Source organism: Streptomyces sp. NPDC005803 (assembly GCF_040630435.1).
Classification (GTDB): Bacteria; Actinomycetota; Actinomycetes; order Streptomycetales; family Streptomycetaceae; genus Streptomyces.
In genome coordinates this window covers 12,595-32,159 of the sequence record NZ_JBEXXO010000039.1, presented here as the reverse complement: position 1 = coordinate 32,159, position 19,565 = coordinate 12,595, and the positions used below count along the sequence as shown (strand labels likewise).

Annotated in this window: 21 protein-coding genes and 2 pseudogenes; 10 read left to right on the top strand and 13 right to left on the bottom strand. The window is 67.8% G+C overall.

Going from position 1 to position 19,565, the window contains the following annotated elements; all coding sequences use genetic code 11:
- Positions 1–109 precede the first annotated feature (109 nt).
- Both ABZ454_RS35530 and ABZ454_RS35525 read left to right on the top strand, forming a co-directional pair.
- Positions 110–511 carry a hypothetical protein gene (locus ABZ454_RS35530; RefSeq protein ID WP_359543635.1) on the top strand — a complete coding sequence of 134 codons (402 nt, stop codon included), beginning with the start codon at positions 110–112 and terminating at the stop codon, positions 509–511.
- Positions 487–1,434 (top strand): hypothetical protein, encoded by a 948-nt coding sequence (locus ABZ454_RS35525; RefSeq protein WP_359543634.1) that lies wholly within the window; start codon positions 487–489, stop codon positions 1,432–1,434. The genes ABZ454_RS35530 and ABZ454_RS35525 overlap by 25 nt, the downstream gene beginning before the upstream one ends.
- Here the strand turns inward: ABZ454_RS35525 and ABZ454_RS35520 are convergent.
- Together ABZ454_RS35520 and ABZ454_RS35515 are read right to left on the bottom strand one after the other, a co-directional pair.
- Positions 1,415–2,020, bottom strand: a complete 606-nt coding sequence (locus ABZ454_RS35520; RefSeq protein WP_359543633.1) for a hypothetical protein — start codon at positions 2,018–2,020, stop codon at positions 1,415–1,417. The genes ABZ454_RS35525 and ABZ454_RS35520 overlap by 20 nt on opposite strands.
- Before the next feature lie 699 nt (positions 2,021–2,719).
- Positions 2,720–3,049 carry a relaxase domain-containing protein gene (locus ABZ454_RS35515; RefSeq protein ID WP_359543632.1) on the bottom strand — a complete coding sequence of 110 codons (330 nt, stop codon included), beginning with the start codon at positions 3,047–3,049 and terminating at the stop codon, positions 2,720–2,722.
- Between the two features lie 23 nt (positions 3,050–3,072).
- Here ABZ454_RS35515 and ABZ454_RS35510 point away from each other — a divergent pair.
- Positions 3,073–3,523, top strand: a pseudogene (locus ABZ454_RS35510) (response regulator transcription factor); the annotation flags it as partial.
- A gap of 39 nt (positions 3,524–3,562) precedes the next feature.
- Here the strand turns inward: ABZ454_RS35510 and ABZ454_RS35505 are convergent.
- The 7 genes from ABZ454_RS35505 to ABZ454_RS35475 all read right to left on the bottom strand — a co-directional run bounded on the left by ABZ454_RS35505 (position 3,563) and on the right by ABZ454_RS35475 (position 9,777).
- Positions 3,563–4,696 carry an epoxide hydrolase family protein gene (locus tag ABZ454_RS35505; RefSeq protein WP_359543631.1) on the bottom strand — a complete coding sequence of 378 codons (1,134 nt, stop codon included), beginning with the start codon at positions 4,694–4,696 and terminating at the stop codon, positions 3,563–3,565.
- 87 nt (positions 4,697–4,783) lie between these two features.
- A complete protein-coding gene (locus ABZ454_RS35500) occupies positions 4,784–5,443 on the bottom strand; it encodes an NAD(P)-binding domain-containing protein (protein ID WP_359543666.1) in 660 nt (219 codons plus the stop codon).
- 112 nt (positions 5,444–5,555) lie between these two features.
- A complete protein-coding gene (locus tag ABZ454_RS35495; RefSeq protein ID WP_359543630.1) occupies positions 5,556–6,497 on the bottom strand; it encodes an SDR family oxidoreductase in 942 nt (313 codons plus the stop codon).
- A 65-nt stretch (positions 6,498–6,562) separates the two neighbouring features.
- Positions 6,563–7,186: an NAD(P)-binding domain-containing protein gene (locus ABZ454_RS35490; protein WP_359543629.1), complete on the bottom strand. Its 624-nt coding sequence runs from the start codon at positions 7,184–7,186 to the stop codon at positions 6,563–6,565.
- 107 nt (positions 7,187–7,293) lie between these two features.
- Positions 7,294–8,196 carry a TIGR03619 family F420-dependent LLM class oxidoreductase gene (locus tag ABZ454_RS35485; RefSeq protein WP_359543628.1) on the bottom strand — a complete coding sequence of 301 codons (903 nt, stop codon included), beginning with the start codon at positions 8,194–8,196 and terminating at the stop codon, positions 7,294–7,296.
- A 135-nt stretch (positions 8,197–8,331) separates the two neighbouring features.
- Entirely contained in the window at positions 8,332–8,955 is a 624-nt protein-coding gene (locus ABZ454_RS35480; protein WP_359543627.1) for an NAD(P)-binding domain-containing protein, read from the bottom strand.
- A gap of 87 nt (positions 8,956–9,042) precedes the next feature.
- A complete protein-coding gene (locus ABZ454_RS35475) occupies positions 9,043–9,777 on the bottom strand; it encodes an SDR family oxidoreductase (protein WP_359543626.1) in 735 nt (244 codons plus the stop codon).
- Between the two features lie 158 nt (positions 9,778–9,935).
- On the opposite strand from ABZ454_RS35475, the gene ABZ454_RS35470 reads away from it, so the two are divergent.
- Complete coding sequence (locus ABZ454_RS35470) at positions 9,936–10,847, top strand: LysR substrate-binding domain-containing protein (protein ID WP_359543625.1); 912 nt, start codon at positions 9,936–9,938, stop codon at positions 10,845–10,847.
- Between the two features lie 55 nt (positions 10,848–10,902).
- Here the strand turns inward: ABZ454_RS35470 and ABZ454_RS35465 are convergent.
- Positions 10,903–11,061, bottom strand: a pseudogene (locus tag ABZ454_RS35465) (site-specific integrase); the annotation flags it as partial.
- Positions 11,062–11,316: 255 nt separating this feature from the next.
- Here ABZ454_RS35465 and ABZ454_RS35460 point away from each other — a divergent pair.
- Positions 11,317–11,439: a hypothetical protein gene (locus ABZ454_RS35460; RefSeq protein WP_359543624.1), complete on the top strand. Its 123-nt coding sequence runs from the start codon at positions 11,317–11,319 to the stop codon at positions 11,437–11,439.
- 419 nt (positions 11,440–11,858) lie between these two features.
- On the opposite strand, the gene ABZ454_RS35455 is transcribed toward ABZ454_RS35460, so the two are convergent.
- Positions 11,859–14,225 (bottom strand): M4 family metallopeptidase, encoded by a 2,367-nt coding sequence (locus tag ABZ454_RS35455; protein WP_359543623.1) that lies wholly within the window; start codon positions 14,223–14,225, stop codon positions 11,859–11,861.
- Between the two features lie 269 nt (positions 14,226–14,494).
- Between ABZ454_RS35455 and ABZ454_RS35450 the strand changes: the two genes are divergently transcribed.
- The 4 genes from ABZ454_RS35450 (at position 14,495) to ABZ454_RS35435 (ending at position 16,165) form a co-directional block, all read left to right on the top strand.
- Positions 14,495–14,719, top strand: a complete 225-nt coding sequence (locus ABZ454_RS35450) for a DUF6461 domain-containing protein (protein WP_359543622.1) — start codon at positions 14,495–14,497, stop codon at positions 14,717–14,719.
- Positions 14,665–14,790, top strand: a complete 126-nt coding sequence (locus ABZ454_RS35445; protein ID WP_359543665.1) for a DUF6461 domain-containing protein — start codon at positions 14,665–14,667, stop codon at positions 14,788–14,790. Before ABZ454_RS35450 ends, ABZ454_RS35445 begins: the two co-directional genes overlap by 55 nt.
- Positions 14,791–14,878: 88 nt before the next feature.
- On the top strand, positions 14,879–15,415 hold the full coding sequence (locus tag ABZ454_RS35440) for a hypothetical protein (protein ID WP_359543621.1): 537 nt from the start codon (positions 14,879–14,881) through the stop codon (positions 15,413–15,415).
- Positions 15,416–15,775: 360 nt separating this feature from the next.
- Positions 15,776–16,165, top strand: coding sequence for a hypothetical protein (locus ABZ454_RS35435; RefSeq protein WP_359543620.1), 390 nt, complete (start codon positions 15,776–15,778; stop codon positions 16,163–16,165).
- Positions 16,166–16,823: 658 nt separating this feature from the next.
- On the opposite strand, the gene ABZ454_RS35430 is transcribed toward ABZ454_RS35435, so the two are convergent.
- Positions 16,824–17,588, bottom strand: coding sequence for an SDR family NAD(P)-dependent oxidoreductase (locus ABZ454_RS35430; RefSeq protein ID WP_359543619.1), 765 nt, complete (start codon positions 17,586–17,588; stop codon positions 16,824–16,826).
- 122 nt (positions 17,589–17,710) lie between these two features.
- Between ABZ454_RS35430 and ABZ454_RS35425 the strand changes: the two genes are divergently transcribed.
- A complete protein-coding gene (locus tag ABZ454_RS35425; RefSeq protein ID WP_359543618.1) occupies positions 17,711–18,181 on the top strand; it encodes a MarR family transcriptional regulator in 471 nt (156 codons plus the stop codon).
- A 399-nt stretch (positions 18,182–18,580) separates the two neighbouring features.
- On the opposite strand, the gene ABZ454_RS35420 is transcribed toward ABZ454_RS35425, so the two are convergent.
- Positions 18,581–19,528: an alpha/beta hydrolase gene (locus ABZ454_RS35420; RefSeq protein WP_359543617.1), complete on the bottom strand. Its 948-nt coding sequence runs from the start codon at positions 19,526–19,528 to the stop codon at positions 18,581–18,583.
- Positions 19,529–19,565 lie beyond the last annotated feature (37 nt).

The following is a 19,565-nucleotide window of genomic DNA, read 5'->3' as shown; positions in this document are numbered from 1 at the left end:
ATGCCCCTGCGAAGGGCACCGATGACGGCAGCCCGCTCAGTCACCGCAGACCCTGCGAACGCACCTGAACCACTGGACCACGGTGCACGGTCTACGCCAGGATCGCAGAATGGACGATCTGACACCCGCGCAACAGCGAATTGCACATCTGTGCACGTCACTCGAATCGGACGAGACCTTGCGGGCGGAGCTGGAACAAGCTGGATTCTCGGCCGAAGACTGGGCAGCTCTCGTCGCCACAGTCCGCACTGGTGCCGCGCGGGACGTGACCTCCCTGCTCGACGCACTCGAAGAGGCTGCTGCGGCGGCAGGGCTCGACGGCGTCACCTCCCCGACGCGCGACTTCCGGCTGCTGCCCGTCCCCTCGCCGGGGATGCGCACGGTCAGCGGCTGGCGCTGCCCGCACGCGCGACCCTGCGGACGCGTCGAGGCCGGCGCCGCCCCGCAACCCGAGCGCCGGTGCGAACTGACTGGTGATCCCCTGGCGTGGGTGAGCGTGACCAGCGGGTGAACGGGCTGCTCGTCGAACTGGGCCGGCAGATCGCCACTCGGTGGCTGACCACGCTACTGATCCCCGGACTACTGTGGGTGTGCGTCGCCGTGCCGGCTTGCCAGCTGGGCTGGGCCCATGCCCTGGACCCGCACGCGGCTGAACCACTCCTTCGGTGGTTCGTGAGCCGACGACCCGCAGGGCAGAACATCGCCCTCGCCGTCGCTGTGCTCATGGCTGCCTTGGGCGTAGGCATGACCGCGACCGGAGTGCCGGCCATCCTCCGTCTGCTTCGGCCGGTGGCCGCGCGCAGCGCGCCGGCGCGTCGGCTTCGCACCGCGCGGCTCGCCCGCTGGGAGCGTGCCCGGCGGGCCGCCGAGCACCTCGAAGCGGAGGCGCTCAGAGCCGCCGACGGCGGCTCGACGATCGTCGGCCCGCAGATCGCCCAGGCGCGGGCGCGCCAGTACGCCATCAGCCTGGAGGAGCCCGCTCACGCCACCTGGGTCGGTGACCGGCTTCGAGCCAACATGCTGCGTATCCACCGCGGTTACGGCCTGGACGTTGCCCTGGTATGGCCACGACTGTGGGTGATCCTGCCCGACTCTCTTCGTGCCGACATCTCCGCGGTCCAGAACTCGTACGCGGCGGCCGGCGTCACCGTCGGATGGGCCGTTCTCTATGCCGCGCTCGGCCTGGTGTGGGGGCCCGCTCTCCTCATCGCCGTGGCCGTACTAGCCGTGGCCTTCGTACGGGCCCGCTCCGCCACCGAAGTTCTGTGCCAGCTCGTAGAATCCGCCACCGACCTCTACGCATCCGCGCTCGCGGATCAATTGCACATCCCGTGCACGGGTGTGCTCACTCCCGACCTCGGTCACTTGGTCAACGAGGTTCTGCGCAAGGAACCACCCCAAAACCCCTCGCGGTTCACACCCCGACCTCCATGACCACGATCCGCTCGTCGAGCAGCCGCCACATGTAGCTGATCCGGTCGTCACGGACGGACGCGACGTCGGCACCGATACGGGTGAGCACCTCGACCCCCGTCCGATCGACCCGCGGATTGATTATGTGGGAGCGAACACCAGGCAGTTCGAGCCCGCGGTCCAGGATGCCTGCCAGGTGCTTCAGGGCCGTGCCCGGGGGTTCGGTGCGCACCGACACGACTCCTTCGGCACGGTTGTGGAGATTGCGCACCCTTGTCTCGTCGACCAGCTCGATCTGCATCAGCAGCGACGCCGCCGCAGCCCCGGCGTACATGGACATCGACGTGGTAAAGCCCATCTCACCGAGGTTCATGACGATGACCGGTGTTTCCTCGGGGTCGTGGTCCAGCCTCAGTTCCATGTGGTCGAGCCGCCCGGCCTCGAACGTCACCGCGACGAAGTGCATCTTCGGGTTGTTGGCATACAGCCACAGCTCGCGCCCTGAGGCGATCGGTCTGATCTGCGCGGGCTTGCCCAGCATCTGCCGCACCCGATCCCTGTCCAGCCCCACGCGCATGTCATAGACGGGATGCACAGTGAACGTCACGAAGGCCCCCTCGCTGAACCTGGCAAGCAGATGTGTTCCGTCGGAACTTACACAAGCCTGATGCAGTGTTCATCCATCTGTCCAGCCCCTCCGGGTGGCCGGCTTCGGAACGGCATGCGCTACCCAGCCAGCGGTTCTGTAGGTTCGCGCCGCTGTGGACGAGACGGGCAATAGCACGCAAGACTGGAGCAACAGGGTTTTTTTGGGCAGCAGGTGGTGTCACAACCCCGAGCTGCCAAGAGGCTCTGTACTCATGCACCCACCCAGGCTCCCTCTTCGATCAGAACCGTTCTCCTGATCGATAGAGATACGGCTTCTCCACCCCGCCACGTGGTCGAGCCCCCCGATCTTTTTCGCGGTCCTGTAACGGGACCGCTGGCCTCCGGGCCCGGCATGACTGTGCCAGGCATGACCTGGGGGTAGTGTCCCGGGCCCAGAAGGTGCCGTCGGAGACCCTGATGAGAGGTCCGGCCACCGTCCGGTCCGGCGGTCCTCGTCGATCTTCCCGTCGGTGCGACGGAGACTCATCGAGACTTCGCCGATTACACGCGACATACCCCACCCCCGAACGGCAAGGACGGGGAGCAGAGCTCCCGGTCCCGACCAGCTGCGACGTCTCCACGATCAGCCTGGAGAGGCCCGCTGCAGAGAACGAGACCGGGATCAGCACTACGACGAACGATCAGACAGGTGTGCGTCTCACCGCGACGTCCCTTGGGCCGGACAAAGCCCACTGTCAACGAGAAAGGGAAACGCGAAATGCGAACCTACAGGTTCACCGCCGGCGCCCAAGCGCTGGACGCGGTTGAGGATCAGGCAGTGCTCGTGCAGGAGCGGAAGCCCGTCACGGTGGTCGATGTGCCGGAAGGCGGCGACCACGAGCGCGGGTGTCTTCGCGCGGCCGCGGCCTGACGCCCACCGGGTCTGGGCAACCTCATCCTCCAGCCAGCGCAGCGCCGTAGCGACTGCCCGCTCGTGGGCCCGCTCGATGACCCGGCGCGTGGCAGCGTCACCCAGCGCCCCCAGCACGACCAGCGACGCCTACGGCGGAAGAGGCGACCCGCCTGCTCGCCGGCGCCGGGGTGGCGCGCCCCGTCAAGGTGCTCGTGGTGACGACGTTCAACCTCGACGAGTACGTCTACGAGGCGCTGCGCGCGGGGGCCAGCGGGTTCCTGCTCAAGGACGCCCCTGCGGCGCAGCTCCTGAACTGCATCCGCACGGTCGCGACCGGGGAGGCGCTGCTGGCGCCCGAGGTGACCCGGCGGCTCGTCAGCCGGTACGCGGCGCGGATCCGCCCGCCGAGAGCGCGGCTGCCGACACCGGGCTGACGCCGCGCGAGCTCGCCTGATCGCCAGCGGCCTGTCGAACGGTGAGATCGCCGCAACGCTGGTGATCAGCCCAGAGACCGTCAAGACGTACGTGTCGCGCATCCTGACCAAGCTCGGCCTGCGCGACCTTGTGCAGGCGGTGGTCCACGCCTACCGCAGCGGTCTGGTGACCTGAGGGGTGGCCGCCCGCTCCTGGGCTGCTGCCGGGTCGGTCTCAGCGCAGTTGGCGGAAGAACTCGGTGATGTCGTCGGCGAGCAGTCCGGGCTCTTCGTGGGCGGCGAAGTGTCCGCCGCGCGGCATCGACGTGTACCGGGTGATGTTGTAGGTGCGTTCGGCCCAGGAGCGCGGGGGCCGGGTGAGGTCGGCGGGGAAGACGGCGACGGCGGTGGGTACTTCGACCTTCTCTACGCGCCGGGTCAGGCCGCGGGCGTACTCGTAGTAGGGCCGGAACGACGTCGAGATCGTGCCGGTGAACCAGTACAAGGACGCCTGGGTGAGGACGAAGTCGTCGGTGAACCGGGACGACAGGTCGCCGCCCGAGTCGCTCCAGGCGCGGTACTTCTCCACGATCCAGGCCAGCAGGCCGGTCGGAGAGTCGGACAGCGCGTGGGCCAGGGTGAGCGGCCGGGTGTTCTGCTGATGCTGGTAACCGCCCTCCTTGGCGCTCCAGTTGGCGACCTGGTCGAGGTAGGCCAGTTCGTCCAGGGTGAGGCCGGCGGCGTCGTACTCCTGGGGCGCGGCGACGGCGAGCAGGTGGATGCCGGCCAACGACTCCGGGTAGGCCTCACCCAGACGCGAGGTGATCCCCGCGCCCAGGTCCCCGCCGTGGGCGGCGTACCGGTCGAAGCCGAGCTCGTCCCGCATGAGCCGGTGCCAGATCTGGTGGGTCTGGAGCGTCGGCGGGAGGTCCGGGCGTTGCGGCGAGAACGCGTAGCCGGGCAGCGAGGGGACGACGACCGTGAACGCGTCGGACGCGTCGCCGCCGTGCTTCGACGGCTCCGCGAGACGCCGGGCGAGGTCGGTGAGCTCCAGGAAGGTGCTGGGCCAGCCGTGGGTCAGCACGATCGGCAGGGCGTCCGGTCGCTCGCCGTCGAACCGGAGGTAATGGACGGGCGTGCCGCCGATGACAGCCGTGTGGTGCGGCAGGGCGTTGATCCGCGCCTCGTGGGTGCGCCAGTCATAGCCTGTGGCCCAGTACTCCGCCAGGCGGCGCACCTCAGTGGTGTCGGCGCCCGCTTCCCAGCCATCGACGGGCCACCGGGTGGGCCACCGGGTGGCGCGCAGCCGCGCGCGCAGGTCTTCGAGTTCCGCATCGGTCACAGCGATCAGCGGCGGGTGGTCGGTCATGTGCCTCTCCTGGTCGTGCTCACGTGCTGGTCGGGCGACAGCGCCTGGACCTGGTCGACGCCGTCGCCGGCCCGCGCAGCCCTGCGGTCACCGCGTGGCGGTGGCCAGTGCCGCGCGGATGACGTCGTCGCCGGCGGGCCGGCCCTTCTCGTTCGAGTACGGCCCATAAGGGCTGCCCCACACCAGTGTGCCCGTCGCCTGCCGCCAGCTGTCGGCCAGCGGTCCCGCGTCCACCACGCCGTACCCGATGGAGTCGATGAAGTCGGTGACCGCCGCCTTCGCCGGCGCCGAGTCCGCGGCGATCGGCAGGTACGACCGGTCGGCCGCCCCCGCCGGGCGGGCGAGTGACAGCAGGTGCTTGAAGTAGATGGTGTTGAACGCCTTCACGAGTCCGGCGTCCGGGACGTAGCGCAGCAGCAGTTCGCTCGAGGTGAGCGACCCACTGTCGAGCTCGGGTATGTGCCCGTCACGCTCGGGGCCGTAGTTGCACGTGTCGATGACCGTCTTTCCCACCAGTGGTGCGGCGGGAAGGTCGGGGAAGGCCGTGACCGGCACCGTGACCACGACGATGTCACCGGCCGCCGCGGCTTCCTCGCTCGTCGCCGCGGAGGCCCCCGGACCCAGTCTCGCGACCGTGTCCGCGAGCGTCCCGGGACCGCGCGAGTTGCTGAGCACGACCTGATGTCCGGCCTCGACGGCGAGCCGCGCGATGGTGCTGCCGATGGATCCGCTTCCGATGAATCCCACAGTCGTCATGTTCTCGGCGCCCTTCCAGAAGAGCCTTGTCCTAGTACGAGCCTCGTCGTAAGAGCCTCGTTCTTGCCATGCGCCGGACTGTCGCGACCCGGGCCCCCTGCTGTCAGCCGGCGGGGAAGTAGTGGCCGTTGTCCAGATCGGCGAGGAGGCGGGGCTGAGCCGGCTCCCAGCCGAGGGTCCGGCGGGTGATGAGGTTGGACGTCGGGTAGCTCTGCGTGACGACGTTCGTAAGGAACCCGAAATGTGCCGGCAGGATCAGCTCGTCCAGGGGAACGCTCACGGCGGGCAGGCCCAGGCGGCTGCCGATGGCCTCGGCGATCTCGCGGAACGGGACGCCCCCGTCCTCGACCGCGTGCCAGTAGCTGCCGGCCGGGCCCTTCTCCAGCGCCAGACGGAACAGGGAGGCGGCATCGCGGGCGTGCACGGCGTTCCACCGGTTCGCGCCGTCTCCGGGGTAGCCGGCGAAGCCCTTCTCCTTCGCGAGCGCGATCAGCATGGGGAGAAAGCCACGATCGGTCCTGCTGTGCATGATGTTGGCGATCCGCACGACCGAGGACCGTACCTTCTGCTCGGCGAGTCCGATGACGGCGGCCTCCACGACATTACGGGCCCGCAGGGTGCCCTTGTGCTCGTCGCCGACGGGCAGGGCCGGGTCTTCCTCGGTACCCGGCCGGCCCAGATACGTCCCGGTCCCGGGCGAGCCGATGCTCCCCGCCGCGACCAGCGGCTTACCGGTCCCCGCGAGGGCCTCGCCGTACGCGAGCATGACCGGGAGCTCCGCGGCGGCCACGGCGGCCATCCCGCCGGACGGAAGCAGGTCCTGCCGGTGCGCGACGTGGATGACGCCGTCGGAGTCCGCGGCCGCCTCCTTGAGCCCGTCGAGGTCCTGGAGGTCGCCGCGGCGTATCTTCGCGCCGAGCGCGGACAGTGCGGCGGCGGCCGTGTCCGACCGGACGAGGCCGGTGACCTCGTGTCCTGCGGCGATGAGTTCGGGGATGATGTACGAACCGGAATGGCCGGTCCCGCCAGTGAGGAAGACACGCAAGGTACTGCTCCTTGTCAGTGATGTGGTGCGCGAAGTGGTGGTGCGGGGTGGTGGTGCGGGTGTGCTCAGCCGCGGAGGTCGACGCCGAGGGCGACGTCGAAGGTCCCCGCGCCGTTCCGGGCCAGGCCCATCAGCAGCGGCCCGATCCCTTCCAGCCAGCGGGCCATCTCCAGGCCGCCGACGTCGAGGGGACGCAGTCCGAGGCTCGCGATGAACGCCGACACGTCGGCCTTGGCCCGTGCGTCATCTCCGGCGAAGAGCACGTCCAACGGACGCTCCTGGACCAGGACATGGCCGAACACTGTGTTGAACGCCTTCACGACGTGCGCGCTCGCCGGGGCCGCCTTGGCGATCTCCTGCGCACCGGACGTGCCCTCGGGAGTGACCACTCCGGTGGCGTCGGCGTCGAACGTGTTGGAGATGTCGATGATGACCTTGCCGGCCAAGGCATCCCCGTACTGGGCGACGACCGGCACGGCGCTGGTGTAGGGCACGGCGAGGACAACGATGTCGCCCACAGGGACGGCGCCGAAGGTCCCCACCGTGGCCCCGGTGCCGAGCTCGGCGGCCAGGCCCTTGGCCTTGGCGGCGTCGCGGCCGATCAGCTCGACGGAGTTACCGCCCGCTACCGCACGTGAGGCGATGGCGTGGGTCATGCCCCCCAGACCGATGAAACTGATGCTGCTCATGGTGAGACTCTCTTCCTCTGGTCCGAATCGAACGGCTTGCCCGCCCGTCGTTTCTTCGCCCGTCGTTTCTTCGCCCGTCGTTTCTTCGCCCGTCGTTTCTTCGGTGGTCACAACCGGCCGGTACGCTCGATCACCTCGCCGGCGAAGTCGAGCAGCTGGTCAAGGCCGGCGAACATCGTGAACGCATCGAAGTACGCCTCGTCGACACCGGATTCGGCGTACCGCTTCAGTTGGTCCGCGACCGAGTCGACGGACGTGCCCGGCTCGAGGTTGATCCGCATGGCCGTCTTGAGTGCGTCGGGATCGCGGCCGGCCTCCTCCGCCGCTCGACGCGCGATCGACCACAGGCGGCCTGCGCCCTCGTCCTGACTACTGACCGACGCGGCGGGCGCCGGCCCTTCGACCCCGAGCCAGCCGACCCCGCTGCGGCCGACCCGGCGCATCGCGGCCTCACTGGCACCACCGATCCAGATGGGCGGCCCGCCCGCCTGGACCGGACGGAGGTCGGCGTGGACCGGTGGCATGGTGAAGAACTCGCTGTCCCAGGACACGGGACTGGTAGTCCACCACGCCCGCAGGAACGCCAGCATGTCATCGAGCATCTTGCCGCGCCGGCTCCAGTCCGCGCTGCGGGCGACGTCGTACTCCTGCTTCATCCACCCCACCCCCACACCAATGCCGAGGCGGCCGCCGCTGAGCACGTCGAGCGTGGTCAACTGCCGGGCCAGGTGCGGCGGCTCGTAGTAGAACGTGCTGAGCGTGCTGGTGTTCAGGCGTACCCGGTCGGTCGCCGCCGCAGCGACGGTCAACAGCAGCATCGGATCGAAGGAGCGGGCCATCTGCGGCCCCCGGTCCAGATAGCCGTTGCCCAGATCAACCGGCGTGACCAGGCGATCGCCGACCCACAGGGTGTCGTAGCCGAGGTCCTCGAGTCCGCGGGCGAAAGCGCTCAGGGCGGGGGCGTCGCCGACCGCGGGCCCGACAAGGGGAATCACGAAACCGAGCTGCATTGCGTTGCGCCTCCTCGGGCGAACTCTTTCGCCACTATTGACATCTGACATCTGCCATCGACGAGTCGGTGGTTCCGTCCATTAGCCGGAGCGCACGGCGCCCTAGTTGCCGACTGTTCGGTCAGCCCCGGAGGGTCAGCCCGTAAACTCGTTGACGCCCAGGGCGAAGTTCCCGTGGCCGATTCCGTTGCCGGCGAGGCCTACCGTGAGCACGCCCGCTCCTTCGAGCCAGTGCGCCATCTTCAGGCCGCCGACGTCCAGCGGGCGCAGTCCGAGGCTCTCGATGAATGCCGCGACGTCCGCCTTGGCCTGCGGGTCGTCACCGGCGAAGAAGACGTCGGGCCGGCCGTTCTCCAGAACGCCACGGAAGATGGTGTTGAAGGCCTTGAACACGTTGGCGTCGGCCGGGGCCACCTTGGCGACTTCCTGCGCGATCGAGGTCTCCTCGCTGTGGGCCAGGCCATCGCCCGTGGTGTTGAAGGGGTTGCTGATATCGACGATGGTCTTGCCCGCGAGGGCGTCCCCGTACTGGGCGACGGTCGGAACGACCCCGTCGTACAACATGGCCGTGATGACGATGTCCCCGGCCGGGACGGCGCCCCACTCCCCCGCCGTCGTGCCGCCGCCCAGAGTCTTGGCCAGGCCCTCGGCCTTGGACTGATCGCGTGCCATGATCTCGACGGTGTTGCCGCCCGCTACCGCGAGCGCGCCGATCGTGCGGGCCATGTTCCCCGCACCGATGAAGGTGATGCTGCTCATGAGCTGTGCTCTCTTCCTGTTCTCGGGACAGCCCTTAGGCGCCGCTCTGTCGGGTTCGTGCGTGGTCCGGTCTCGTTCGTGCGTGGTTCAGATAGCGGTGGTGCCGCCGTCGGCGACCAGCTCCAGACCGTTGACGTAGCTGGAGTCGTCGGAGGCCAGGAACAGGGCGATCGTGGCGATCTCCTCGGGGCGGCCCATCTTTCCGCGGGGGATCAGGGACTCGAAGGCAGTCCTGGTCGCCTCGTCGAACAGCTCTTCCTGCTTGGCCGTGCCGACCTGGCCGGGGGTCAGGACGTTCACCCGGATCTTGCGGTCGCGCAGCTCGTTGAGCCAGACACGGGCAAAGGCCTGCTGGACCGCCTTGCTTCCCGCGTAGAGGCTCCAGCCGGGGAAGGCGCCGAGGGAGGCGTTGGATCCGGTCATCACGATCGAGCCGTGGTCGTTGATCAGCGGTAGTGCCTTCTGCACGGTGAACAGGGTGCCGCGGGCGTTGAGCGAGAAGGAGCGGTGGAACTGTTCCTCGGTGATCTCGCCGAGCATGGCGGGCTCGCCCATCCCGGCACTGGCCCACAGCACGTCGATCGAACCCTTCTCCCGCTTGACGGTGTCGTACAAGCGGTCCAGGTCGTCCAGGTCGGACGCGTCACCCTGGACGGCGGTGACGTTGCGGCCGATCAGTTCGACGGCCTCGTCCAGTGCTTCCTGCCGCCGGGCCTGGATGAAGACATGCGCTCCTTCCTCGACGAAAAGCTTGGCCCCGGCCAGTGCCAATCCGGTGGATCCACCGGTAATTACCGCTACCTTGCCATCGAGCTTTCCCACGATCACTCCATTGAATTGATGAGTAGCAATTACCGATCCCGAATTCTTGTACCGAATTCTCTCGGCCCCATGAACGATGCCATTGTCCTGAGCGGGTGTCCAAGACCCGTTTCAACCGTGGTGATAACCTCAAGGCATTGCCGGACCGGGAGGGCCCCATGGATCTGGATCTCCGCAAGTTGCGCTACTTCGTCGCCGTCGCCGACAGGCTGCACTTCGGCCGCGCCGCCGAGGACCTGCACATCGCGCAGCCGGCGCTCAGCCGGCAGATCCGCGCGCTGGAACAGGACCTCGGCACCCCCCTGTTCACCAGGGACAGCCACGGCGTCACGCTGACGGACGCGGGCCGGCAACTCCTGGACGACGCCGGTCCGTTGCTCGCCTCCGCGCAAGCGGTCCGGCGCCGGGTGACCGCGGCTGCCCGTGGCGGCCAGCGACTGGTGGTCGGTTTTCGGGCTGGGATCCCGGTCATCCCCGCGGCGCGAGAGTTCGGTGGCCGCCATCCGGACGTGGTCGTGGACGTGCAGCGCATGGAATGGGACGACCAGGTCCCTATGCTGCTCGACGGCCGCGTCGACGTCGGCTATGTGCGGCTGCCCATCGACGAGACCGGCCTGCGCCTGATGCCGCTCTACACGGAGCCGCTCATGGTGGCGCTGCCCGCGGGCCACCGGCTGGCCGGCAAGGAGGAGGTCACCGAGGCGGACCTGGCCGGTGAGCCGCTGATCTGGCATGCCGACCCGAGCACGCAGCCCACCATGCGTCCGCACCCCGACTCCGGGCTCCGGGTGCGCGGGGTGGAGGAGAAGCTCGAGCACGTCGCGGCCGGCCGTGGCATCTCGTTCGTGGGGCGCTCGGAGACCGTGTTCTACTCACGGCCGGACATCAGGTACGTGCCCGTCCGGGACCTGGCGCCCGACCAGGTATTCGTCGCGATGGCAGCCTCGCGCACCTCGCCGCTGGCCGACGACTTCTTCGCCGCGGCTCAGGCGACGGCTGAGATCACGGCAGAATGCGGGAACTATGAGATGTGGCAGCTGGTGACCGACGCCGCTGCACAGCGCGGTTGAGCAGTTCGGCTGACAACAGCAGAACCCGGCCTCCAGTACGCGTATGCCCTGTGGCGCGCCGGGGGCGAGGCGTGGTGGTCTTGACGTTGCGGGCGACGTTGCGCGGCAGTTCGTCCTCGCGGACGGCGTGTTCCAGGGCGGATTTGAGGACGGCGTGGACGTACGTCACGGTCAGCGGTGAGAGCCGCTTCTCGCAGCACTGCCCGATGGCGCAGCGGTCTCGGTGAGGATTTCCAGTGACCAGGCGTTTCGTCTTGGCTCCGGTGCGTTCGATGTGTTTCGGCAGGAGCTCGAAGCCGAGGGCCTGGCAGGTGTCGCGGGCCCTCGGTGGGCCGGTGGTGTCGTTGAAGACGGCGAGGAGGCGCGGGTAGTCCGGGTGCTCGGGCAGCTCCAGACTCCCTGACGGGTCGGCGCTCTGGACCGGGATTCGGTCGGCGAGGCCGGTGATGGTAGTGCGGGTGACGGCGAGGTGTTCCAGACGCAGGTCGGCCTCTCGGAGCTGGGCCTGAAGGGGGTCGATCTGGGTGCGGAGATCGCCGGCCAGGACCCGGGCGCCTTCGTGAAGAACGAGCGCTTGGAGGAGGGGGGTTGAGGTTCACGCGTCGGCCACTCGGCGCCCGAACTCGGTTCCAGATCGTGCTGCTCGCGGTGGAGCGGGGGTGGCTGAAGAAGCAGGCCTGACGGCTTGCAGCCGTGCGCCGGCGTGGCCGTGTTCCAGGGTCGTGCGCCGCTACGGGCGGTCACCATCGCCGTCCCGAGCGGTGGGGCGCTGATTGGCTCTGTGGCCTTGAGCGTGGGGTTCTTGCGGGTGACCCGGCCGCCGTGCACCCGTAGGGCACGCACGAGTGGGGCGGCCCGAGCCTTGACAGAGGTTCGTTGAAGTGCGCAGCCCCACGTCAAGGCCGACGGGCCACCGCATGATCTCCAGGGGTCGGGACCACTGGTGACGATGCGGTGGCCGTTACGCTCTCCGCCGGACCGGACGCCGGTTACGACCGTCGGGTCGGAGCCTCAGAAGGCGAGGCTCCACCGCTGGAGATGACCTGCGTCCAGGTCGAAGATGCCCGGGGTGCCATCGGTGACGCGCAGCTTCCAGGTGCCGACCGCGGGGACCGCCGAGGCGTCGACCGTGTAGGTCTCGTGCAGGTCGGGCGTGAGCACCCAGGGTCCCCAGGGCTTGACGGGGACGACGGTGCCGTCGGGGGCGATCAGGTCGACCACCATGGCATTGCCGAACTGGTGGTCGATGTCGACCGTGACCTTGAGGTCACTCGGGGCCTTGCCCGGCTTCCCCCGATAGACCAGCGGGGACTCGACCGTGCCCCACTTGGGGATCACATACGTGGTGGGGTTGATGAAGAAGTGTCCGCCGGATTCAAGAACGGTCCAGGTGAACGAGAGCTCCCGAGTGTCCCCGGCCGCGTTCGTGATGGCGATGACCGAGTTGTAGTCGCCGGCCTTGTCGGGTGTACCGGTCATCAGGCCGGTCGTTCGGTCGATCGACAGGCCCCGGGGCAGCGACTTGGCGGAGTAGGTCAGCGGGCCGGGACGGCTGCTGGATGCAGTGATCTGGCGGCTGACCGGCTGGCCCTCCGCCACCGGCTCGGTCGGCATCGGATCCACGGCGATGTGGTTGACGAAACGGATCCCGATGTTGACGGCCGCCCAGGCGTTGGCCACGGCCTCGTAGGCGTCGCTGTCCGAGCCGTAGAGGTCGGCGGCGGCCTGGAGCGTTGCGGTCCGGGTACCCGCGTAGTCGGTGGTGCTGGTCATGTAGACGGTGAGCGCGCGGTACATCACGTCGGCGGCGTCGGTCAGACCGATGCCCGCCACCGGCAGCCCGTCGTAGGTGGGGCTGTCGTAGTCCACGCCGTTGATGGTCTTCTTTCCGCTGCCCTCGGCAAGCAGGTAGAAGAAGTGGTCCCCCACCCCGGCCGCCATATGCGCCTCGGACCACTTCGTCTGCGGCGTCCAGTAGTCCAGGGGCGCGTAGCCGACGGCGCTGATGCCGGCCTTGGAAGGAAGGTCCATGTACCGGATGGGCTTGCCATCACCGTGCAGGTCGTCCAACTCGGCCATCGTGTAGTCGGGTACGTCGTTCGGGCTGTCGGCGTAGAACTCAACGGCAGCGGCCATCATGTCGCTGATCGCCTCGTTGAGGGCCGGCGATTCGCCGACGTTGCCCAGCCCGGCCGTGGCGGAGGTGACGCCGTGCGCCATCTCGTGCGCGGCGATGTCCAGGGACGTCACCGGGTGCTGCCCGTCCGCGCCATCGCCGTAGCTCATGCAGAAGCAGCCGTCCTGCCAGTTGGCGTTGGCCAGGGGAACCCCCTGCATGGCCTGGTAGTGGACGCGGGAGGTGCTGCCGCGGCCGTCGTTGGCTATGCCATTGCGGCCGAACCTGTCCTTGTAGAAGTCCCACGTCGTCTGCGCGCCGTACGCCGCGTCCACCGCCGCGGTCTGCGGGTCCGCCGCCGTTCCGTCACCCCAGACGTCGTCGGCACCGGTGACTAGGGCTCCGCTGGAGGTGGCGCTCGAGTCGAGCGTCCGGTGACCACCGCGCTCCGGGTCGATCAGGGCATACGTGCCGTCGTCCTGGACGGTGGAGCCGATCGTGACCTGCCCGCTGTAGAGGCTGTTGCCCTGGGCGGATTCCACGTGTTCGGCGTTGTTCAGCGTGGTGCCGCTCGCGGCGTCGGTCACGACGTGGCGTTCGCTGGGGGACCCGTCCTGCTGCATGCCGGTGACGACCGTCTCCCAGGCCAGCTTCGGCCGGCCGCCCGTCATCCAGACGACCAGGCGGGGATCTGTGTGCGCACTTGCCTTGCGGGTGCCCTTCGACGCGGCCTTGTCCAGGGCCGCCTTCTTCGCCGTGGCTGCCGGCACCTCGGCCGTGGTCGCCGGCAGCGTCAGCGTCTCCTTGGAGGCGTAGGTGACGGTGCGGGCCCCGTGCCGCTGATGGACCACCAGATCACCGCCGATCACGGGCAGTGCGGCGTAGGTACGCTCGTAGCGGGTGTGGATCGTTCCGTCGGCGTCCTGGATCACGTCCTTCGGGATCAGTTTCTCCCGGGTGCCGAGGCCCAGTGAACGGGCGGTGTCCGGTGCCGCGTCGGTCACCTGGTCGAGCATCCGCCGACGCTGCCCGGGCGACAGGTGAACGACACCGGATCCCGGTCTGGCCGTCGCCTTGATCTGCGGGAGCGCCTGAGGGCGCGGGGAGCCTTCGGACGAGCCGGAAGGGGAGGCGGCGCCGGCCGAGGCGGGCAGCGCGGACAACGCGAGTGCCGCGGCTGTGATCACGACGGTCGCGGCCAGGCTCCGTAGCGTTCGCTGCGAACCCTGCGGGGACGCGGCCCTGTTACTGGGGGTGTTCAATTCCGGAGTCCTTCTGTTCAGTCGGCTGCCGGTGGACGGCAGCCTCGTACGACGCGACTCAAGGACTGTCACGTAACTACTGGTCAGTGCTTCCGCGGCTCGCACAGCACCTTCGCTGCCGCGGGTGCACCGCGACAAGGAGAAACAGGAGGGGAGTACGCGCAGTTGCGCAGGTGCGCAACATGTGCCCATGGCCCCACAAAGGAGATGGCGTCGCGCTCGAGAGCGCGGCACCGGCCCCCGCGCGAGGGTCACTTACGAGTTAGTGCGTGATAGCAGGCTTCACCAACATCAACACCGTCGGCACGTTCCTCTGGGCAGAGGACCCGGTGCTACGGCTGTGCTTCGACCCCATGTTCCCGGAGGACCGCTGGGGCGCCGAGCCCGACGAACTCCTCGACATGATGCGACGGATGGGATTCCCATCTCGAGGTGGAGGATCCGGAACCGGACTTCTCCCCCGCAGGCGGCGTTCGCCCTGGCAGAACACCTGACCGGCGTCGCCGTCACTCCGGTACTGCTCCGGGACACGACGTTCACCTGCGCCACCGTACGAATCCGCTGACCACCCGCCTCCTGAACCAGTACGGACTCGCGCCTGCTGTCAGAGGTCGCCTCTATGGTGCGAGAAACAGTGCTGAAGAGGAGTAACGATGGGGTTCTCAGGTGAGTTGGTCTTCGGCCGCAGTGAGCGTCCCTTGCTTGAAGCCCCGGTCTTCGGCGGTGCGCAAGAGGACGACGATGGTGGCATCACCGCTTGGTGGCCGAGACCTGGTGGGTGGCAGACGCTGCAGTTCCACCAGAAGACCTCGCTGGCCAAGCCCGAAGAGGTCCTGCGAGCTGTGGTCGAGTGGACCGGAGCTCCAGCATGTGTTGCGTCCGTGCACGACAGCAGCGTCGCATTGGTCTGGGGTCTGGAACCTGGAGGTGACCAGTGGGATGCGTGGCTGAATCTGGCGATCGCCGCAGAAATGTCGGACCGTCCACTGTCCGAGATGGACGCCTGCGTGCCCGGCGACGCCAGTCGTGCCCTCGCCTGGGCCCGATCTGTGGGAGTCGGCCCGGGTCTGGACGTGGCCACGATCGAGGAAGTCCTGCGGTCTCACGAGACTTTCGCGGAAGAGCTCTTCGACACGCTTCTGGATCGCTTGGGCTTCCCTGCGGCGTCCGATCCTGAGGCAGAAGGCTGAGCAAGGATCCTCCCCATCTTACCGGAGTCCGCTCGATACTGACTGGAGTTGCAGCGGCTTCACACGGCAGAGTGACGTGGCGACTGAACTGTGGGCACACACCCTGACCTGGACGGAAGTGGATCCGTCGCGGCACCCGTTCGAGCTGGACGAGGATGCTGCGAAGACATTGACCGGTCTTGTCGCTCCCCTGCTGCCCAGCGCCGCGGCCGCCGAAGAGCACAGCGGGCGCTCACTGGTCGCCGTCACCAAGTTCCTCGTGGACCGATACGACCGATGGGCTGCGGGTGGAACTGGTCGACAGGTGAGGGCGACACCGATGGCGGGAACGTCGGCGCGTGGTGCTGCACCTCCCATTCCGTGACTGCGGCGGAAGAGACTGCTCCTCTGGTTGTCGCAGGCCTGCTTGAGTGGCGTGCCTGGTTGGAGGATCTGGCGGAGTGCTTTGCCGCGCTGGCGCCGCCGTCGCACTCGACGGAGGCCACGGCGGATCCCTGGCATGGGGAGCGGGCCTGCACGCGTTTGGTCACCGTGGTGGCCGACCGAACGCAGGCCGAGAGCGGCTGGTACGGACACCGTGAGCAGGTGCTCGGCTGGTTCCTCGCCTACAACGGCGTCGAAGAGAAACGAGCCAGCGAGGTTGCGGAGGGCGCGATCGGTGGCCGATTCGGCAGTTGGACCGCGCCAGACGCCACGGAGGTCGACGCGGTGAGTTCGAAGTTCGCCCGGGCCATTGGCGAGACCGCATGACGTTCGCCCCCGACCACCCGAAGGACGCCCTCGCCGACTGGCTGCGCATCCGTCCACAGATCTCATGGCCGTGTTGGAGCAGTGCCCACCGCAGCCATGGAGTAAGCCATCGAGACGCCTTCCGGGACTTCTTCAACGCGACCCGTCCCCCAAGGAACCCAGCCCGCTGGCAGCCTTGCGTGGGGCGTATCGGCTCCATGCTCCTCCGACTGGTCGGGAAGGCACGCCCGTGCTCAGCGTAGTGAATGCCGACGGTTCCACCGACTCCGGCTCCCTGATCGACGAGATCGTCCGCGAGGGCGCTCGTCGCATGCTCGCGGCCGTACTGGATGCTGAAGTCACCCAGTGCATAGCCGAGTCGGCGGCCGAGCGGGACGAGCGTGGGTACCGTCTGACGGTCCGCCACGGCCGTCACCGGCCCCGCGCTGTCGTGACCGAGGTCGGTCCGGTCAAGGCCGCCTCGGGTGAACGACCGTCGATGCCGGCCGCGATCCGCGACCTGATCCGCGGCGCCCTCCCAGCTCGCCGGGTACGTCAACATCGCAGCCGGATGCCGAGCCCACACCGAACCGCGCTCGGGTCCTCGCCGTCTACGGCACCACGTGATCAAACCGGACCCGGCAAACGCCGGGGCGCTGGATGGAGAGGAGCTTCCTCCTCATACGAAATACAGCCCCCCGTCAACATTCAGGGTCTGGCCGGTGAGGAATGCTGCGTCCTCGGATGCGAGGAAGAAGATCGTTCCTACGAGATCTGCGGGCGTTTCATCGCGGTGGAAGGAGCGCAGGTTCCGCTGCATCTCCAGGAGAGGTTCGGGCAGTACCCCGGCTGTCATGGGAGTAATGGTGAGGCCCGGCGTGAGCAGGTTGACGGTGATGTCGTACTGGGCGAGTTCGCGAGCCAGGACGCGGGACAGGCCCATGACGCCTCCCTTCGCCGCCACGTAGTGGGCCTGCTGGGGGGTGCCGTTATGGACTGACCCGGATCCGATATTGACAATGCGTCCCCGGCGGCCCTCCTTCATGAGTGGGACGAATGCGCGGATCATGAGGAAGGTACCGGTCAGGTTGATGTCGAGGATCCTGCGCCACTCCTCGGTGCTCATCTCCTCGAAGAGTGTGTGCGAGAAGAACCCGGCATTGTTGATGAGGACGTCGGCGGCACCGAACCGCTGCCGAACCGTGTCGGCGAACGCGGCAACGCTGTCCTCGCTCCCGATGTCCGCGGCCACGGTGTGCAGCCGTTCGCACCTTCCGCCTGCCGCATCGGTGTCCCAGCGGGTGCGCCACGTCTTGAGCGTTGCGCCTGAAAGGTCCGAGGCGACGACCGTGTCACCGGCAACCAGGAACCGATCGACGATCTCCGAACCGATGCCCCCGGCTGCTCCGGTGACAACGACTGTTCGTGCGGGACTGGTGTCCATGTGATCCTCCGAGCTAGATATCAGCCACCTTATCAGTTGCTTGACATTAATGAAGGTCGGGTAGCCTGACTATCCGCTGGCACAGGGGCGCTCGGCCCCGCAGAACAGAGGCAGAGAGCGAGATGGCGGAGAACTTCGAGCGGCGACTGACGTACCTGTTGCGGCGGGTCAGCACGGCGCTCGCCCATGACGTCGACAAGGCGCTTCGGTGCTTTCCGCTGACGCATGCGCAGTACGGCGCACTCGCGCAGCTGGGTCTCGTCGACCCCGAGGCTCTGTCTGCAGCAACGATGGCGGAGAGGAACGGCATCACCGCACAGTCCATGTCGACCGCTATCGCCGGATTGCTGGAGCGCCGACTAGTCCGCCGGGAGCCGCACCCGACACACGGCCGCATCCTTCAGGTACGTATCACTCCGGAGGGAAGGGAGCTCTTGTCGCGCGCGCACATTGCCACAGGAGCGGCCGAAGAGCGGGCTCTCGCCTTCTTGGACGACGAGCAGCGGCTCGGGCTCGGCCGCGACCTGCGCAAGATGATGCGTGCAATGAATCTCTACCTGTACCAAACCGATCCTGACGACAGGGTCACCTGACACGAGCAGTCGGGCGACGAGCAACCAGAATGTGAACGGCTACGCTCGGACTGACGCGGAGGAGCCCTTCTGTGTTGTGCCCGACGTTGTCTGGCGTGCGTCTCGCGCCGAAGCCGGCCCGATATGGGCGTTAGATCAACTTGTCCAACGTGGGGGCGGGTTGCGCACGCGGCGACCGGTTGCGCTGTAGACCGTTGGCTACCGCCGCGGCGACCCGGGTGATGCCGATCTCTCCGAGTCCACGGGCTCCGACGGGTGCGAGCGGGTCAGGACGGTCGGTCCACATCACCTCGATCTCCGGCACGTCGAGGTGCACCGGGACGTGACGTGCTGGGGGGCGGGTCAAGCCGGTAACGGCTTGACCCGCCCTTTTTCTGGTGCTGTTGTTGCGGGCTGGGGCTACTTCATGTGGGTGGCGAACCAGTTCAGCATTTCCTTGGGCTCGCGCTGGAAGTGCAGGTAGCCGTCCCAGCGGGCGGTGGTTCCGTGGACCCAGACGAGTTTCTTGTCTTCGATCGGGATGTTGTCGAACATCGCCTGGACGTCGTCGGGGCGAGTCAGCAGGTCGTCGTGGACCTGGTAGAGGAAGGTGGGGGTGGTAACGCTCTTGGCGGCCTCGACCGGCGACATCTCGGAGAAGGGGAAGCTGACGATCAGGCGAACCTTTTCCTCCAGCTCGGCGATGCGCTCGGGCAGGCCCAGCATCTCCAGGGTGCGCTGCATGGTGACGCCGACCGACAGTGGCTGAGGAGAAACGACGCAGCGCACGCCTTCGAAGTGTTCGGGGTACATCTGCATGGCGAACATGGTCGCGTTCGACCCCTGGCAACGACTGAACAGGCCGATGGTCATGTTCTTGAGGTCTTCGCGGCCTCGCACGTACTGCAGAGAGCCGACGACATCGCGGGCTTCGAAGCGGCCGCCGCTGCCGATGCCGCCGTTTCCGGTTCCGCTGTGGCCGAGGTTGCGCATGTCGTAGGTGAGGACGTTGTATCCGGCCTCGTGGAGGATGCGGTAGTCGGGAACGAAGTCGACCTCGAAGTCGTTGCCGGCGATTGCCCCGATCGACTTCCAGGGCTCCAGGTGGGCGGGAAAACCGTAACGGTTGAACCACAGGGGGTGGTTGGCGATGATCAGCTTGTCCGATCCATCGCAGGGGATGTACCAGGCTTCCAGCGGCACGCCGTCCATGGAGGGGAAAGACACCTCCTGAAAAGCCAGGCCGTAGTCGCCCGGGGTCTTGAGGATCGGCGAGCGCATGGGATGGCCGAAACCCTGCGCGATGCCGTCCAGGATGCCCTGGATCTCCTCTTCGCTGTGGACCTGTTCCTGCTGGATGCCGCTCATGTGCTTCTCTCTCATGTTGGTTCTGCGGTCGAGGGGA

Coding starts and splice junctions, on each gene's coding strand:
- ABZ454_RS35470 (WP_359543625.1), top strand. CDS start 9,936: ATGGATCTGGATCTCCGCAAGTTGCGCTACTTCGTCGCCGTCGCCGAC.
- ABZ454_RS35420 (WP_359543617.1), bottom strand. CDS start 19,528: ATGAGCGGCATCCAGCAGGAACAGGTCCACAGCGAAGAGGAGATCCAG.
- ABZ454_RS35440 (WP_359543621.1), top strand. CDS start 14,879: ATGGGGTTCTCAGGTGAGTTGGTCTTCGGCCGCAGTGAGCGTCCCTTG.
- ABZ454_RS35480 (WP_359543627.1), bottom strand. CDS start 8,955: ATGAGCAGCATCACCTTCATCGGTGCGGGGAACATGGCCCGCACGATC.
- ABZ454_RS35530 (WP_359543635.1), top strand. CDS start 110: ATGGACGATCTGACACCCGCGCAACAGCGAATTGCACATCTGTGCACG.
- ABZ454_RS35425 (WP_359543618.1), top strand. CDS start 17,711: ATGGCGGAGAACTTCGAGCGGCGACTGACGTACCTGTTGCGGCGGGTC.
- ABZ454_RS35430 (WP_359543619.1), bottom strand. CDS start 17,588: ATGGACACCAGTCCCGCACGAACAGTCGTTGTCACCGGAGCAGCCGGG.
- ABZ454_RS35490 (WP_359543629.1), bottom strand. CDS start 7,186: ATGAGCAGCATCAGTTTCATCGGTCTGGGGGGCATGACCCACGCCATC.
- ABZ454_RS35505 (WP_359543631.1), bottom strand. CDS start 4,696: ATGACCGACCACCCGCCGCTGATCGCTGTGACCGATGCGGAACTCGAA.
- ABZ454_RS35485 (WP_359543628.1), bottom strand. CDS start 8,196: ATGCAGCTCGGTTTCGTGATTCCCCTTGTCGGGCCCGCGGTCGGCGAC.